Here is a 15,080-nt window from a genome sequence, read left to right on the forward strand (position 1 = left end):
AACAGCTCGAACGTGACCCGGACGGGCAACGCATTTCGCGCCCGTTCGGGTTACTTTCGGAGTATGCGGAAAAGGCTGTTCGCTCCCCTGTGGGCCTGCCTGCTGCTGATGCTCTCGGCGGCCGTGCTGGCCCTGGTCCCCGTTGCCCAGGCCGCCGCTCCCACCACGATCGACGACGCGGCCCGCGCCCTGCGCCAGGGCCCCGTGTACGTCGACCCGGCGGCGTCCGGTCAGCTCTCGGCGTCCCAGGAGGCCGCCCTGGAGAAGAAGATCACGGACGCCGACAAGCCGGTCTTCGTGGCCGTCCTGCCGGCGACCTCGGAGTACCCGCCCGAGAACCTCCTGCGGAACCTGCGCACCGACACCGGGATCACCGGCGTCTACGCGGTCCGCCTCGGCGACGCCTTCGACGCGGGCGCCGACCCGCAGGTCATGCCGGTCCGGGCCGTCGACAACCTGACCACAGCCGTGGAGACATCCGGCACGGACACGTCCGCCGCGACTCAGCTCAACGCCTTCGTCGACCGCGCCGTCGACGAGGCCAAGGGCAGTGCCCCGGCCTCCTGGTCCGACGGCGGTGCCGGTGACGGCGCGGAGAACGGCGTACCGGTGGCCGGACTGATCGTCCTCGGCGGCGTCGTCCTCGTGGGCGGAGGCACCGCGTTCGCCGTCGTCCGCCGCAACAGGAAGCGCAAGGAGGAAGAGGAGCGGGCCGCCCTGGAGCGGCTCCGGGTCGTCGTGGACGAGGACATCACCGCGTACGGCGAGACCCTGGACCGGCTGGACTTCCACCCCGCCGAGAAGGGCGCCGACGACGCGATGCGCATCGACTACGAACGCGCGCTCGACTCCTACGAGGACGCCAAGTCCCGCATGGGCAACGCCCAGCACCCCTCCGACGTACGCGGGGTCACCAAGGCCCTGGAGGACGGCCGCTTCTCCCTCGCTGTCCTGGAGGCCCGCCGCGAGGGCCGCGCGCTCCCGGCACGCCGTCCCCCCTGCTTCTTCGACCCGCGCCACGGGCCCTCGGTCGCGGACGTCCGGTGGACGCCGTCCGGCGGCGCGGCCCGCGAGGTCCCGGTCTGCGGCGCCGACGAGGTCCGGCTGCGCGAGGGCGAGGACCCGATGAGCCGCACGGTCGACGTCGGCGGCGGACAGCGGCGCCCCTACTGGGAGGCGGGCCCCGCCTACGGCCCCTGGGCCGGCGGCTATTTCGGCGGCGGCCTGCTCCCTGGCCTGCTGGTCGGCACCATGCTCGGCTCGATGCTCGCCACCCCGGCGTACGCGACGGAGTACGGCGGCGGTGACTTCGGCGGCGGGGGCGGCGACTGGGGCGGCGGCGACGTCTCCGGCTCCGACTTCGACTCGTCCGGCTTCGGCGGCTTCGGGGACGGCGGAGGCTTCGGCGACGGCGGTGGGTTCGGAGGCGGCGGCGGCTTCGACGGCGGGTTCTAGGCCTTTTCCGCCGCGCCCTCCCACGTCTGCGGGGCCCAGAGACCTGACCGCTTGAGCGAGGCCGGGCAGTGCAGGTAGATCTCGTCGATGTCCACGACCAGCGCCAGGTCGGGACGCCGGCCCTTCACCGTCATCTCGTCGAAGACGGGGGCGTCCGTGAGGATGCGGGCCCGGCCGTTGATCCGCAGGACGGTCATCGCGCCGGGTATCAGGTACAGCAGCCCGACGTGCGGGTTGGACAGGATGTTGTGGAAGCTGTCGCCGCGACGGTTGCCCGGCAGGTCGGCCAGCACGAGGGTGCGCGGGTCCAGGACGCGGGTGAAGCCCGGCTCCCCGCCGCGCGGGGAGGTGTCGCAGTTGCCGTCGGCGTCGGAGGTCGACACGGCACAGAACGGCGCACGGGCCAGGAAGTCCAGGTCGTCCTCGGTGAGCTCCTCGTGGACCTTGTCGATGACGATCGGCCACGGCTCGCCCAGGATCTCGCGCAGCTGCTCGGCCGACCGCAGGGACACCGCCCCGGCCAGGGGGGCACCGCCGGGCGGGAGCACGTCGGCGGTGGTAGCCGTGGGCGCGGCGTTCGACAAGGGGTTCTCCGTAGCTCATGGGGGCACCGCAGCGGATCGCTGACCTGGCACACTGTTAGGCTCACCTTACTTATGCTCGCGGGTGCGCCCCGTCCCGGGGGCGACAAGCAAGGGTGAGGAACAGTGCGCAACCGCATGTCGCCGCCCCGGGTGCACCGGCTGTGAGCGGCCCGGTTCTCCAGGGAGCAGAGAAACGGAAGGCTGGGACGCCCGAGCGGCGGCGGGCGCGCAGCCGCCCCGTCCTGGCCCTCGGACTGCTCACCTCCGTGGCCGTTCTGGTGCTGACCGTCCTCGCGAGTCTCGCGGTCGGCTCCGGTGACGTGGCCTTCGGCGACGTGCTGGACGGCGTGTTCGACCCGGACCTCGGCGTCAAGGGCCAGCTCATCGTCCAGGAGGTTCGCATCCCCCGCACCGTGGCGGGACTGCTGGCCGGTGCGGCGCTCGGCCTCGCGGGCACGGTGATGCAGGGCGTGGCCCGTAATCCGCTCGCCGATCCCCAGCTCCTCGGCATCAACGCGGGCGCCTCGGTCGCCGTGGTGTGCTCGATCAGTTTCTTCGGATTCACGGTCGCCACGCAGTACATCTGGTTCGGCTTCCTCGGCGCGCTCCTCGCCGCACTCCTCGTGTACGGCGTCGGCTCGCTCGGCCGGGAGGGCGCCACCCCGGTGAAGCTGGCACTGGCGGGCGCGGCGACGAGCGCCGTTCTCACGTCCGTGACCAGCGCGGTCCTGCTCCAGGACCGCGAGAGCTACGACCGATTCCGCTTCTGGCAGCTCGGCGCGCTCACCGCCCGGGACGCGGACGTGCTGTGGCAGGTGTCCCCGTTCGTCGCGGCCGGAGCCGTCCTCGCACTGCTTCTCGGCCCGCAGCTCAACGCCCTGTCCCTCGGCGACGACCTGGCCCGCGGCCTCGGCCAGCGGGTCGGCCTCGCCCGGCTGACCTCGGCACTCGCTGTGGTGCTGCTGTGCGGTGCGGCGACCGTCGTCGCCGGCCCGATCGGCTTCGTCGGCCTCGCCGTACCGCACGCCGCCCGGCTCATCACCGGCCCCGACTACCGCTGGGTGCTCCCGTACAGCATGGTGCTCGCGCCGGTCATGCTGCTCGTCGCCGACATCGTCGGCCGGGTCGTCGCCCCGCCCGGCGAGGTACAGGTGGGCGTGGTCACCGCCGCGATCGGCTGCATCCCCTTCATCTGGCTCGTCCGGCGCAGGAAGCAGGTGGAACTGTGACCGGGCCCCCGATCAAGGAGACGCCCGACGCCCGCCTCGCGGACGCCGTACGCACGGTGACTCGGGTACGCGGCCGAGGGCGCCGGCGCTCCGTGCTGGTGGCGGCCGGCCTGCTGACCGCCGTGGTGGCGATGTTCGCCGTCTCGCTCAGCGTCGGCGACATGGTGATGCCGCTCGGCAAGGTCGTGGAGACCCTGTTCGGCGGCGGTGACGGCGGCTCTCGGTTCGTCGTGCTGGAACTCCGCCTGCCCCGCGCCCTGCTCGCGGTACTCGTCGGTATCGGCTTCGGGCTCTCCGGAGCCGTCTTCCAGTCCGTGCTGCGCAACCCGCTGGCCAGCCCGGATGTCATCGGCATCAGCGCCGGGGCGAGCGCGGTCGCCGTCACCGCCTCGTTGCTCTTCCAGGTCAGTGGCCTCGCACTGTCCGGGAGCGCCCTGATCGGGTCGTTGGCCGCCGGTGCCGCCATCTACCTGCTCGCCTGGCGCCAGGGCGTCGCCGGCCAGCGCCTCGTGCTGATCGGCGTGGGCTTCGGCACCGGGCTGAGCAGCGTGGTCTGGTACGTGATGGCCCGCTCCGACACCGCCGACGCGCAGGAGGCGTACCTCTGGCTGACGGGCACCCTCAACGGCCGTTCCTGGGGCCAGATGTGGCCGCTGCTGACCGCCCTCGCCGTGCTCGTGCCGCTCACCGTCCTCGCCGCCCGCGCCCTGGGCCCCCTCCAGCTCGGGGACGACACGGCAGCCGGTCTCGGTGCCCGCGTCGAGCCCGGCCGGCTGGCGCTGCTGGGCTGTGCGACCGCCCTCGCGGGCGTCGCGACCGCGGCGGCGGGGCCGGTCAACTTCGTGGCGTTCGTGGCGGGGCCGATCGCCCGCCGTCTGGTCCCGGGCCAGGGCGCCGCCCTGCCGCACGCGGCGCTGACCGGGGCCCTGATCGTCCTGGTCGCCGACTTCGGCGCACAGCACCTGCTGCCGTCGGTCCAGCTGCCGGTCGGCGTGGTGACCAGCATCATCGGCGCCCCCTACCTGTTGCTGCTCCTGGCCCGCGCCAACCGTGGGGGCAGCGGTGGCTGACGTGCGGACACCTCTGACGGACGACGACAAGGAAAGGCGTGGCCGGGCCATGGCTGAGCACACTCTTCGAGCCCAGGACGTCCGTCTCGGCTACGGCGACCGGGAGATCGTCTCCGGCCTGACCGTGAGCGTCCCGCCGGGGAGGATCACGGTCATCGTGGGCCCGAACGCCTGCGGGAAGTCGACCCTGCTGCGGGCGATGGCACGGCTGCTCGCACCCTCGGAGGGTGCGGTGCTGCTGGACGGCCGGAGCGTCCAGGAGATGCCCACGAAGGAGGTCGCCGCCGTGCTCGGCATCCTCCCGCAGAGTCCGTCCGCCCCGGAGGGAATCACGGTCTCCGATCTTGTCGGGCGTGGGCGTTATCCGCACCAGGGCTGGTTCCGGCGCTGGGGCGCCGAGGACGACGAGGCGGTCGCCCAGGCGCTGCTCTCGACCGGCACCCTGGACCTCGCCGAACGCCCGGTGGACGAACTCTCGGGCGGCCAGCGCCAGCGGGTGTGGATCGCGATGGCGCTCTCGCAGCGTACGGACATCCTGCTGCTGGACGAGCCGACGACCTTCCTGGACGCCAGTCACCAGCTGGACGTCCTGGACCTGCTCACCGACCTGAACCACGAGCACGGCGTCACGATGGTGGCGGTGCTGCACGACCTGAATCTGGCCTGCCGCTACGCCGACCACATGATCGCCATGAAGGACGGGCGGATCGTCGCGGAGGGCCGGCCGTCCGACATCGTGACGGAGTCGCTGGTCAGCGAGGTGTTCGGGATGCGCTGCTCGGTGATGGAGGACCCGGCGTCGGCGACGCCGATGGTGGTGCCGCTGGGCCGTCATCATGTGCGGGGCGCGGTGGTCCGCCCCGCACCATGATCACCTTTTAGATTAGGCTAGCCTAAGCGATATGAACACTTCCGCTCCACGTACCCGCCGTACCCCGGTCCTGATGGCAGGCGCCGTCGCGGCCCTCCTCGTCGGCCTGGCCGCCTGCGGCTCCTCCGAGGACACCGCGGGCTCCGATTCCGCCTCCTCCTCGGGCGGCGCGGCCGAGGGCGTCTTCCCCGCGAAGGTCGCGACGAAGTTCGGCGAGGTCACCGTCGACGAGGCCCCCAAGCGCATCGTCGCGCTCGGCTGGGGCGACGCCGAGACGGTCCTCGCCCTCGGCGGTCAGCCCGTCGGGGCGAGCGACTGGCTGGCGTTCGGCGGTGAGGGCGTCGGGCCGTGGGCCAAGGGCAGGTACGACAAGAGCCCCCAGATGATCGGCACCCTGGAGCCCGAGTTCGAGAAGATCGCGTCCCTGCAGCCTGACCTCATCCTGGACACCAAGTCCAGCGGCGATCAGACGCGTTACGACACCCTGAGCAAGATAGCCCCGACCGTGGGCGTGCCCGAGGGCGGCGACCAGTACAAGCTCTCCTGGGAGAAGCAGACCGAGATGGTCGCCGCCGCCATGGGGGTCCCGGAGAAGGGCGAGAAGCTGATCGCCGAGACCGAGGCGAAGTTCGCGGACGCCGTGAAGGCGCACCCCGAGTTCAAGGGCAGCACGATCACGCTCGGCTCCCGTACCTCCGAGGGCTACGGCGCCTATGTCTCCGGCACCGGGCGCGTCGACTTCGTCGAGCGCCTCGGCTTCGAGAACAACCCGGCTGTCGAGGCCAAGGCCGGTGAGGGCTTCTCGATCTCCGTCTCCAAGGAGAACCTGGACCTCCTCGACGCCGACCTGACGGTCATGTCCCCCATCGGCATCCCGGCCACCGACATCAGCGACGACCCGCTGTACAAGGCGGTCCCGTCGGTGAAGGCGGGGCACTCCCTCGTCTTCGACGACCAGGGCATCAGCCAGGCGTTCGCCACCGACTCGGTGCTGTCGACCGGCTACGCGATCGACAAGGTCGTCCCGCTCTTCGCGGAGAAGATGAAGTAGGCGACCGCACCACGTCGCGTCCCGCGCCCCGCGTCACCTGGTGGCGCGGAGCGCGAACGGGTGACAGGCTTGACCGGGTGGACCGTGACCAGGTGGAGAAGCAGCTGCTGGACGGCTTGACCGTCGACACGAGCAGGCCGGAGCAGCCGATCCTGCTGGACGCGGCGGGCCGGCCGATCAAGACGTGGCGCGAGAACTACCCGTACGACCGCAAGATCCGCCGCGGGGAGTACGAGCGGATCAAGCGCATCCTGCAGATAGAGATGCTCAAACTGCAACGGTGGACGAAGGACACCGGGGCGCGGGTCGTCGTGGTCTGCGAGGGGCGGGACGCGGCCGGCAAGGGCGGCACCATCCAGCGCTTCACCGAGCGCCTCAACCCGCGTGGCGCGCGCATCGTGGCCCTGGACAAGCCCACGGACCGCGAGCGCGGGCAGTGGTACTTCCAGCGTTACGTGGCCCACCTCCCGGCGCCCGGCGAGATCGTCTTCTTCGACCGCTCCTGGTACAACCGGGCCGGGGTCGAACGCGTCATGGGCTTCTGCACCCCGCCCGAGTACGAGCTCTTCCTCCAGCAGTGCCCGGACTTCGAGCGGATGCTCGTCGACGACGGGATAACCGTCGTCAAGTTCTGGTTCTCCGTCTCCCGCGCCGAGCAGCGCACCCGCTTCGCGATTCGCCAGGTCGACCCGGTGCGCCAGTGGAAGCTCTCGCCCACGGACATCGACTCCCTCGACCGGTGGGACGACTACACCACGGCGAAGATCGACATGTTCCGCGCCACCGACACCGAGCACGCGCCGTGGACCGTCGTGAAGAGCAACGACAAGCGCAGGGCCCGCCTCGAAGCGATGCGCAGCCTCCTCGCCCGTGTCGACTACGCGGCGAAGGACGCCGACGCCGTGGGCAAGCCGGACCCCCTCATCGTGGGCGCCGCCGCGACCCTGCTGGAGCCCGGCGAGGAGGACACCGCCCTGTCGCCCACCCGCCTCGCCCCGAACACGGAGGGGCCGGGGGACCACCCCTAGTAGTGCACCGGGGGGTGGCACACCACGTGTGTGCCACCCCCCTCGCGAGTCCACGGCCCGCGTCAGCTCTCGACGACCGCCATCTCGCCGAGCTGCGACCAGTCGTCCTGCGGCACCTTCACGTTGACGACCCGGGGCGTCGCCACGAGATGGGGCGGCAGGTCCCGCTGCGCGGCCTTGAAGTGCGCGGAGCCGACGTGCGCGGCACCGGCCTCGTCGTCCCGGAAGGCCTCGACCAGGACGTACTCCGTCGGATCGTCGAGGCTGCGGGACCAGTCGAACCACAGGCACCCCGGTTCGGCGCGCGTCGCCCGGGTGAACTCCTCCACCACCTCGGGCCACCGGTCGGCGTGCTCGGGGCGGACACGGAACTTCACGGTGATGAAAATCAAGAGGGCACTTCCTTCGTCGTCAAGGCCGGAGGTCATGGAACGAGGATCGCGCGTCCCCGGATCCGGCCGTTCCCGAGATCGTCCAGGGCGTCCTGGAAGCGGTCGAGAGGGTACGTGACGGTGTGCAGTTTCACGCGTCCCTGCGCCGCCAGGACCATCAGCTCGCACAGGTCGTTGTAGGAGCCGACCAGGTTGCCGATGAAATTGATCTCGGCGGAAATGATATCGATGGTTGGCGCATCGATGTTCTCGCCGTAACCGACCACGTGGTATTCGCCCGCCGGACGCAGCATGCCGACGCCGTCCTTGGTGGAGCCGCCCTCGCCGACGAAGTCGCTGACCGCCTCCGCCCCCAGCCCGCCGGTCAGCTCGCGAGCTCGATCCGGTACGTACGGCGGCCGGCGGCGACCGTACGCAGGACGGGGTCCGGTCGGAGGGGCCGTCCGTGAAGGCCAGCTCCAGCAGGTATCCGGCCGCGCCCGCCGAGCTGTCGACCTGGCGGCAGCGCATCAGGACGGCCTCCCCACCGGTCAGCCGCACCTGCTTCCGGGTGCGCGGCGCGTGCCCCAGCTCGGCGGCGGCCTCGTGCAGCAGGCGGTGGTCGTCGCCGGTGAGCCTGGCCGAGGCGGCGGAGTTGGCCAGCACGAGACGGACTGGGGCACATCGGCGTACAGGTGCTGAAGGCCGTCACGGCCGCCGAGATCGTCGTCGTGGACCGCAATCCCGACGCGGTGGACCTGGCCGTCTCGATCGGGGCGGACCACGGTGTCGTCGCCGGGGGCGACCAGGTGGAGCGGGGGGCGGCGATCTGCCCCCGTCCCTGCACAGTGCGGGCAGCCGGTCCCTCAGCGCCTGGGAGACGTCCGAACGCGACACCCTGGTCCAGGCTCTGCTGGAGGCGGACGGCAACAAACTGCTGGCGGCGCAGCGGCTCGGCATCTCCCGTACGACGATCTACCGCAAGATGCGGGCCTACGGCACCACGCTCTCCCGCGCACCACTGAGGATTTCGGTCATTGTGCAGTTACGGACAGAAATCCGGGCGTTATGTCCGTTTCTCGTGTCCGTACTCTCCCAACGACCACCCCTGCCGGAGGGATCGGCCGACCTTCGGTTCCAGCGGTCGTCAAGGCAAGGAAGCGCCCTCTTGGTGCCGGTGCCAGACCAGGGTGTAGCGCCAGGACAGCCGTCGGCGCAGTCGCGCACCGGGCAGCGTTTGGCGGGCGTCACGGACGATCTCCGCGAAGGTCAGGGTCGCCGGTCGGGTCGGGGCGGTCATGGAGGCGGGGCGCGGCACCATGGAAGGTCACCGGGGCGGCGGGGTCGGTGAGTTGCCGGGCGTGATCGACGATCGTGGGGTCGACGTCGATGCCGTGCACCGCAGTGGCCCGTGAGGCCAGGAGCCTGGCGAGGTCACCGCTGCCTGATCCGACGTCCAGCGCCCTGGTCGCGCGGCGGGGGAGCCTCCGCAGGATCCACCGGTGGTAGTGGGCGTTGTGGTCCCAGGGGTGGGTGGCGTGGAACCGCTGAAGTGTGCGGACGAGGCGGGGCGGTGACGGCGTCATGGCGTGAGTCCATCAGCTCCTCAGCCGGCCTGTCCCGGACGGGCGCTGACCGGACTCACGCCATCACCGCCGTGCGTCAGCCGGTGGGGAAGCTGTCGGGCGTGCTGATCCGGCTCTTGAGCAGGGCCCCGGACTCGGTCAGCACACCGCTGCTGCTGTAGTCGCTGCCGTTGCATGTGCCGGGCTTGAACGCCGCGCTGCTCTCAGGTGCTTCGGAGTACGTCCAGTTCGCGTAGCTGATCTTCCGCTGGTCGAGCAGGTCCAGCCAGGCCGTGGTGCTCGCCCGGTCCATCGCGCCGCCGCCGGTGGCGCTCACCGTGCCGAACTCGGACACGAACAGCGGCAGTCGCGAGGCCGCCCGGCTCAGTGCGGAGCGGTAGTTGTCCTTGTGGCTCGCGGCGTAGAAGTGGAACGCGTACATGATGTTGGCCGCGTTGACGGGGCTGTTCACGATCTCGCTCTCGTCGGAGCCGTCCGAGACGCCCAGTGACGACCAGCCACGGGTGCCGACGATGACGACGGAGTCCGGGTCGGCTGCCCGGACCACGGGGATGACCTGCTCGGCGTAGTTCTTGATGCCCGACCAGCTCACGCCGTTGGGCTCGTTGGTGATCTCGTAGATCACGTTCTTCTTGCCGGCGTTACGGGCGGCGACGGAGGCGAAGAACGTCTTCGCGCGGTCGAGGTTGTGGTTCGGGTCGCCCGGCGTCAGCGTGTGGAAGTCGATCAGTGCGTACATGCCACGGGCCTCGGCCATGTCGACCAGTTCGTTCACGCGGGCGGTGAATCCCGCGGGGTCGGTCTCGTAGCCGTCCTCCTGTACGTACATGGAGATGCGCAGCAGGTCCGACTTCCAGTCGTTCGCCAACGCGTCCAGGGACGCGGCGTTGTAGCACTGGTCGAACCACTGGATGCCGTGCGTGCTCATGCCCCGCAGCTGGATGGGGCGGTCGTGCTGGTTGCACAGGTTCACGCCACAGACGTGGAGCTGCCCGTTGATGTCCACGGGGGTGCCGTCGGGGTCGGTCGGGGGCTCTTCCTCGAGGGAGCCCGTACAGGCGACGCCGTTGAGCGTGAACGCCGTGGGTTTCGGGTTGGCGCCCGTGAAGGAGCCCGTGAATCCCACCTCCGTCGCAGCGCCCGTGGCCAGCGTGCGGTTCCAGTCGACACCCGCGACGGTGACGAGCGAGCCGGACTGCGACCAGGTGGCGTTCCAGCCCTGGACGACCTTCTGGCCCGCGTCCGGCATCGTGAAGCCGAGCGTCCAGCCGGTGACGGGAGCACCCAGGTTGGTGAGCTTCACTCCGCCCTGGAAGCCGCCCGACCACTGGCTGGTGACCGTGTAGTCGACCTTGCAGCCGGAGGCCGCCGCGGCGGGGGGACTGAATGCTGCGGTGAGGCCCAGGACGGTCGCGAAGGTCGCGAGTAGGGCGAACAGGCGTTTCATGGTGCTCCTCCTCGTGCGGAACGGAAGCAGTGGGGGGCCGAGGAGCGTGGGAGCGCTCCCAGGGTCCATGAGCCCGAGACCGTACACCGGCGCGTGGATGTGCGTACAGACCTCCGGCAGGCTTCGGCGGAGAGCGGGTACGTGAGCACCGGTCAGCGGGTCACCGCGACCGGTGAATCAGAGAACCGGGTTCCAGGACGAGGTGCCGTGGACGGTGTCGGTCGACTGAACGGGACATCCCATGAGGTCCACCGCCGCCAGAACGGCCCGCCGGGCCGCCGCGCTGTCCGAGGGCGGGAACGCCACCCGGAGCTGATGGCCGTAGGCCGACTCGTACGTCAGGAGCCAGTCGGTGCCGCCGACCGCGAAACGGTCCTGCCGCTGCTCGCCGTTCTCGTAGCCGCCACGGTCCGACGTGGGGCCGAGCGCGTCGCGCAGGAGCCGCAGGCGTTCGGCGTACGGGCGGGCCCCGTCGCCCAGCCGGACGTACACGTGGTCGCGCGTGACGTCGGGGTCGAACCAGGGGGCGAGCTCGGTCCTGTGGTGCAGGAGCTGTGAGGTGATGCTGCGGTCCGTCACACCGTCGAGGAACGCGCCGGCCCCGCAGCCGAAGCGCTCGTAGTCGTCGTCCCGGGACCAGATCACCACGGGCCAGGAGTCGGGAGGCCCCTCGGTCAGCCAGCACACGGATGCCGAGCTCTCCGTATGGGCCCAGGCGAACAGACCGCCTGGCTCCGGGAAGAGGGGGTACGGGTAGTCCTCGGGGTAGAGATCGCGGAGTGGGCCGAAGTCGTCCAGGAGGTCCGCCGCCAGGGGGCGGGGGTTGTCGACACCGAACGGCGTGTGCAGGCGCAGCGCGCCCCAGAAGTCCCCACGCCCGTACGTCGCGACGAGCCGCTTGTAGTCATCCGGCAGCCGGGTCCCCAGTGCCTTCTCCGCCTCGGCCCAGTCACCCTGCCCGTCGACCGCCACGGCGGGCGGCGCCACCCGTCCGGCGATCCGGGCGAGGGGGCCGGTCATGAGCGCACCGTCAGACGGCAGAGGCGACGAACACGGCCCAGGCGGCCGGGGGCACGGTGAGGACCGGGCCGTCGGTGACCTTGGAGTCGCGGATGTGCACGGCGGCGGGGTGCGCGGCGACCTCGACGCAACTGCCGCCCTGGTCGCTGCTGTAGCTGGACTTCTGCCAGGCGTAGGCGACTTCGAGGCAGTCGCCGCCCTGGCTGCTGCTGTAGCTGGACTTGAACCAGCTGAGGGCTGTGCCCCGTGCTGCACGAGTCATGACTCTCCAAGCAAGTCGTCCAGTAGGCGCGCGCTGTTCTCGACGGAAAGCGCCTGTGAACGCAGCATCCCATACATCTGTTGCAGGACGCTGACGTCGTCCGGGTCTTCATGGAGGAAGCTGACACGTTGCCCTTCGATATATGCGAGGTGGTCGTGATCAGGCGTTTCCAGTAGCACCATAGGTCCCGCGAGGCCAGCGTGTTTCGGGAGTCTCATTGGCATGATCTGCAGTCCCAGAAAGGAAAGTTCCATGCACCGTCGCAGGTGCTGGATCTGCTCCCGCAGCATCGTAGGGTTTCCGATCTGACTGCGCAGGATGCTCTCCTCCAGTACGAAATGCAGCATCGGACGCGGCCTGCGTTCCAGCAGCGCTTGTCGTTCCAGTCGCCCGGAGACCCACTCCTCCACTTCCTCTGCCTCGATCGGCGGGTAGAGGCACGAGAACACGAACCGCGCGTACTCCTCGGTCTGGAGCAGCCCAGGCACCACCTGGTTCTGGTACGACAGCAGCGTCACCGCCTCCTGCTCGTACTCCACGAAATCCTGCACGAACGCCGGGAATCGCTCCTTCTGCGGGACCATCGCCACCGCGACCGACAACGCCCCCTTGGTGTCCAGCAGTTCGTCGAGCTGGGCCGCGAAGTCCGCCTGGAGTGGCCGGCGCCCCTGCTCGATCGAGGCGATCGTGTCCTCGCCCACGCAGGCCCGGTCGGCCAGGGCTGTCTGGGTCAGCCCGGCCGCCCTTCGGAAGGCGGCGAGTTGGGCGCCGATCAGATGCCAGGACGTGACCCGCTTGGTCTTCTTGTTCTTCGCCGAGTGCATGAGGTGTGCCCTTCCCAGTGCGCGAGCCCCGCGGGACCGTCAGCGGTCGTACGGACGGGGTGTACGACCTGACGCGGTGAACAAGCGTAGTGACGTTCTGTGACAGTCGTCCCGTGAACGAAACAACTCCGCCCGCCTCCTTCCGTGAGGCGTTCTACCGTCGTGAGCGCAGGTCCGTCCCCCTCGCGCGCCAGTTCGTCCGTGAGGCGCTGATCGACTGGGCGTGCGAGCTGGATCTCGGTGACGTATTGCTCTGCGTGAGCGAACTCGCCACCAACGCCCTCGTCCACGGCGTCCCGCCCGGCCGGGGTTTCCGCGTCCAGCTCACCTGGGGCGAGGTGCTCCGGATCGAGGTGCACGACAGTGGGGGAGGCGTGGTCGGGGAGCCCGTGCGTCCCGGGCCCCTCGCCGAGTACGGGCGGGGGCTGATGCTCGTCGGGGTGCTCGCCGACGCGTGGGGGGTGGGGGAGCGGGACCCGGGGAAGTCGGTGTGGTGCGAGTTTGCCGCTTCGGCAAGCAAACTTGTCGAAGTGGCGCCCTCCGCGCACCATCTTCCGTAACAGGAGGTGTTCCGCATGAGCGACAAGAACCAGCGGTACGACGTAGTGGTGATCGGTGGTGGGGCCGCCGGGCTGAGCGGGGCTCTCGCCCTGTCCCGGGCGCGGCGTTCCGTGCTCGTGGTCGACGGGGGCAAGCCGCGCAACGCACCCGCGTCCCACGCGCACAACTATCTGGGCCGGGAGGGTGTTCCACCGCTGGAGCTGCTGGCCACCGGCCGGGACGAGGCGGCCGGTTACGGCGCCGAGATCGTCCAGGGCACTGTGGTCTCCGCCGAGAAGGTGTCCGACGGCTTCCGCGTCGTGCGGGAGGACGGGACCACCGTCCACGCCCGCCGGCTGCTCGTGACCACGGGGATCGTCGACGAGCTGCCGGACGTGACGGGCCTGGCCGAGCGCTGGGGCGACGACGTGCTGCACTGCCCGTACTGCCACGGGTGGGAGGTGCGGGACCGGGCCGTCGGCATTCTGGCGGGCAGTCCCATGGCCCCGCACCAGGCGCTGCTGTGGCGGCAGTGGTCCGACGACGTGACGCTGTTCCGGCACGAGCAGGCCGACTTCAGCGACGAGGAGTACGAGCAGCTCGCCGCCCGGGGCATCTCCGTGGTCGACGGCGAGGTGGTCGCCCTGGAGGCGGCGGACGACGCGGTCACCGGTGTGCGGCTGGCGGACGGCACGCTGATCCCGCGCGACGCGCTCGTCGTCCAGCCCCGCTTCACCGCACGCTCGGCGGTCCTGGAGGGACTCGGGCTGGCGCCGACCGAGATGCTGGTGGGCGACCAGGTCATCGGTACGTACATCGCGGCCGACCCCACGGGGGCGACCGAGGTGCCGGGCGTATGGGTGGCCGGGAACGTCGCCAACCTCATGGAACAGGTCGTCGGCGCCGCCGCCGCCGGGCTGAAGGCGGCTTCGGCCATCAACATGGACCTCGTCACCGACGACACCCGGCGCGCGGTCGATGCCCGCCGCGCCCCCTTCTCGGCCGAGGCCGAGCGTCAGGTCTCCGAGCGCGTGCTCGGGGACCGCCGTCACGGACTTCAGGAGACCTCACGATGACCACCGACAGCACGCGTACCGACGCGGAGATGTGGGACGACCGGTACCGCGAGAGCGACCGGATCTGGAGCGGCAACCCCAACGTCGTCCTCGTCCGGGAGGTGGAGGGCCTGAAGCCGGGCCGCGCCCTGGACCTGGGGTGCGGAGAGGGCGCGGACGCGGTCTGGCTCGCCCGGTGGGGCTGGCGGGTCACGGCCACCGACATCTCGCGCGTCGCCCTGGAGCGGGCGGCGGTCCACGCGGCCGAGGCTGATGTGGCCGACCGCGTCGACTGGCAGTGGCACGACCTGGGGGCCTCGTTCCCCGAGGGGGAGTTCGACCTGGTCTCCGCGCAGTTCCTGCACTCGATGGGGGACCTGCCGCGCGAGGAGATCCTGCGCAGGGCCGCCGCGGCCGTCGCACCCGGCGGCGTACTCCTGATCGTCGGCCACGCCGGGTTCCCGTCCTGGGAGCACGACCACCCGGACATGGAGCTGCCCACGACGGACGAGGTCCTCGCGTCCCTCGCGCTCCCGGAGGGGGAGTGGGAGGTGCTGCTCAGCGAGGAGCACGAGCGGATCCAGAACGACCCCGAGGGCAATCCCACCACCCGCACGGACAACGCCCTGAAGCTCCGGCGCGAGGCCGGCCGCTGACGCCGAGCGCCCGCCGTCCTCCCCTGGAAGG

General features: G+C 70.7%; 15 protein-coding genes and 3 pseudogenes. 10 read left to right on the top strand and 8 right to left on the bottom strand.

Annotation, left to right across the window (positions count from 1 at the left end; genetic code table 11):
- Positions 1–63: 63 nt before the first annotated feature.
- Positions 64–1,455, top strand: coding sequence for a hypothetical protein (locus tag ABT001_RS12975; RefSeq protein WP_351276070.1), 1,392 nt, complete (start codon positions 64–66; stop codon positions 1,453–1,455).
- Here ABT001_RS12975 and ABT001_RS12980 read toward each other — a convergent pair.
- The gene (locus ABT001_RS12980) at positions 1,452–2,039 is read right to left on the bottom strand and encodes an MSMEG_1061 family FMN-dependent PPOX-type flavoprotein (RefSeq protein ID WP_351276072.1); all 588 of its coding nucleotides are present in this window, start codon (positions 2,037–2,039) and stop codon (positions 1,452–1,454) included. The genes ABT001_RS12975 and ABT001_RS12980 overlap by 4 nt on opposite strands.
- A gap of 161 nt (positions 2,040–2,200) precedes the next feature.
- On the opposite strand from ABT001_RS12980, the gene ABT001_RS12985 reads away from it, so the two are divergent.
- The 5 genes from ABT001_RS12985 (at position 2,201) to ppk2 (ending at position 7,288) form a co-directional block, all read left to right on the top strand.
- On the top strand, positions 2,201–3,268 hold the full coding sequence (locus ABT001_RS12985; RefSeq protein ID WP_351276073.1) for a FecCD family ABC transporter permease: 1,068 nt from the start codon (positions 2,201–2,203) through the stop codon (positions 3,266–3,268).
- Positions 3,265–4,338 (top strand): FecCD family ABC transporter permease, encoded by a 1,074-nt coding sequence (locus tag ABT001_RS12990; protein WP_351276075.1) that lies wholly within the window; start codon positions 3,265–3,267, stop codon positions 4,336–4,338. Before ABT001_RS12985 ends, ABT001_RS12990 begins: the two co-directional genes overlap by 4 nt.
- Positions 4,339–4,387: 49 nt before the next feature.
- On the top strand, positions 4,388–5,209 hold the full coding sequence (locus ABT001_RS12995; RefSeq protein ID WP_351276077.1) for an ABC transporter ATP-binding protein: 822 nt from the start codon (positions 4,388–4,390) through the stop codon (positions 5,207–5,209).
- A gap of 31 nt (positions 5,210–5,240) precedes the next feature.
- Complete coding sequence (locus ABT001_RS13000) at positions 5,241–6,260, top strand: iron-siderophore ABC transporter substrate-binding protein (protein ID WP_351276079.1); 1,020 nt, start codon at positions 5,241–5,243, stop codon at positions 6,258–6,260.
- A 77-nt stretch (positions 6,261–6,337) separates the two neighbouring features.
- Entirely contained in the window at positions 6,338–7,288 is a 951-nt protein-coding gene (gene ppk2, locus ABT001_RS13005) for a polyphosphate kinase 2 (RefSeq protein WP_351276081.1), read from the top strand.
- A gap of 62 nt (positions 7,289–7,350) precedes the next feature.
- Here the strand turns inward: ppk2 and ABT001_RS13010 are convergent, their stop codons facing one another.
- Positions 7,351–7,680, bottom strand: coding sequence for a putative quinol monooxygenase (locus ABT001_RS13010; RefSeq protein WP_351276083.1), 330 nt, complete (start codon positions 7,678–7,680; stop codon positions 7,351–7,353).
- A 32-nt stretch (positions 7,681–7,712) separates the two neighbouring features.
- Positions 7,713–8,057, bottom strand: a pseudogene (locus ABT001_RS13015) (zinc-binding dehydrogenase); the annotation flags it as partial.
- Positions 8,058–8,290: 233 nt separating this feature from the next.
- Here ABT001_RS13015 and ABT001_RS13020 point away from each other — a divergent pair.
- A pseudogene (locus ABT001_RS13020) lies at positions 8,291–8,644 on the top strand (helix-turn-helix domain-containing protein); the annotation flags it as partial.
- A gap of 162 nt (positions 8,645–8,806) precedes the next feature.
- Here the strand turns inward: ABT001_RS13020 and ABT001_RS13025 are convergent.
- From ABT001_RS13025 to ABT001_RS13045, 5 genes and pseudogenes are all read right to left on the bottom strand, one after another.
- Positions 8,807–9,245, bottom strand: a pseudogene (locus ABT001_RS13025) (class I SAM-dependent methyltransferase).
- 76 nt (positions 9,246–9,321) lie between these two features.
- Positions 9,322–10,692 (bottom strand): cellulase family glycosylhydrolase, encoded by a 1,371-nt coding sequence (locus tag ABT001_RS13030; RefSeq protein WP_351276085.1) that lies wholly within the window; start codon positions 10,690–10,692, stop codon positions 9,322–9,324.
- Positions 10,693–10,869: 177 nt separating this feature from the next.
- Positions 10,870–11,712 carry an SMI1/KNR4 family protein gene (locus ABT001_RS13035; RefSeq protein WP_351276087.1) on the bottom strand — a complete coding sequence of 281 codons (843 nt, stop codon included), beginning with the start codon at positions 11,710–11,712 and terminating at the stop codon, positions 10,870–10,872.
- 10 nt (positions 11,713–11,722) lie between these two features.
- Complete coding sequence (locus tag ABT001_RS13040; protein ID WP_351276089.1) at positions 11,723–11,974, bottom strand: DUF397 domain-containing protein; 252 nt, start codon at positions 11,972–11,974, stop codon at positions 11,723–11,725.
- Positions 11,971–12,798, bottom strand: a complete 828-nt coding sequence (locus tag ABT001_RS13045; RefSeq protein WP_351276091.1) for a helix-turn-helix domain-containing protein — start codon at positions 12,796–12,798, stop codon at positions 11,971–11,973. The genes ABT001_RS13040 and ABT001_RS13045 overlap by 4 nt, the downstream gene beginning before the upstream one ends.
- Positions 12,799–12,911: 113 nt before the next feature.
- On the opposite strand from ABT001_RS13045, the gene ABT001_RS13050 reads away from it, so the two are divergent.
- The 3 genes from ABT001_RS13050 to ABT001_RS13060 are packed head-to-tail and all read left to right on the top strand — an operon-like array spanning position 12,912 to position 15,049.
- Positions 12,912–13,358 (top strand): ATP-binding protein, encoded by a 447-nt coding sequence (locus ABT001_RS13050; protein WP_351276093.1) that lies wholly within the window; start codon positions 12,912–12,914, stop codon positions 13,356–13,358.
- 15 nt (positions 13,359–13,373) lie between these two features.
- On the top strand, positions 13,374–14,414 hold the full coding sequence (locus ABT001_RS13055; protein WP_351276095.1) for an NAD(P)/FAD-dependent oxidoreductase: 1,041 nt from the start codon (positions 13,374–13,376) through the stop codon (positions 14,412–14,414).
- Complete coding sequence (locus tag ABT001_RS13060) at positions 14,411–15,049, top strand: SAM-dependent methyltransferase (protein WP_351276097.1); 639 nt, start codon at positions 14,411–14,413, stop codon at positions 15,047–15,049. The genes ABT001_RS13055 and ABT001_RS13060 overlap by 4 nt, the downstream gene beginning before the upstream one ends.
- The last annotated feature ends 31 nt before the right edge of the window (positions 15,050–15,080 follow it).

Origin of the sequence: Streptomyces sp. NPDC002793, from assembly GCF_040295485.1 — a bacterium.
Classification (GTDB): domain Bacteria; phylum Actinomycetota; class Actinomycetes; order Streptomycetales; family Streptomycetaceae; genus Streptomyces.

Excerpts from the sequence above, each read along its gene's own strand:
- ABT001_RS12975 (WP_351276070.1), top strand. The coding sequence starts at position 64 with ATGCGGAAAAGGCTGTTCGCTCCCCTGTGGGCCTGCCTGCTGCTGATG.
- ABT001_RS12995 (WP_351276077.1), top strand. The coding sequence starts at position 4,388 with ATGGCTGAGCACACTCTTCGAGCCCAGGACGTCCGTCTCGGCTACGGC.
- ABT001_RS13000 (WP_351276079.1), top strand. The coding sequence starts at position 5,241 with ATGAACACTTCCGCTCCACGTACCCGCCGTACCCCGGTCCTGATGGCA.
- ABT001_RS13030 (WP_351276085.1), bottom strand. The coding sequence starts at position 10,692 with ATGAAACGCCTGTTCGCCCTACTCGCGACCTTCGCGACCGTCCTGGGC.
- ABT001_RS13035 (WP_351276087.1), bottom strand. The coding sequence starts at position 11,712 with ATGACCGGCCCCCTCGCCCGGATCGCCGGACGGGTGGCGCCGCCCGCC.
- ABT001_RS13040 (WP_351276089.1), bottom strand. The coding sequence starts at position 11,974 with ATGACTCGTGCAGCACGGGGCACAGCCCTCAGCTGGTTCAAGTCCAGC.
- ABT001_RS13045 (WP_351276091.1), bottom strand. The coding sequence starts at position 12,798 with ATGCACTCGGCGAAGAACAAGAAGACCAAGCGGGTCACGTCCTGGCAT.
- ABT001_RS13055 (WP_351276095.1), top strand. The coding sequence starts at position 13,374 with ATGAGCGACAAGAACCAGCGGTACGACGTAGTGGTGATCGGTGGTGGG.
- ABT001_RS13060 (WP_351276097.1), top strand. The coding sequence starts at position 14,411 with ATGACCACCGACAGCACGCGTACCGACGCGGAGATGTGGGACGACCGG.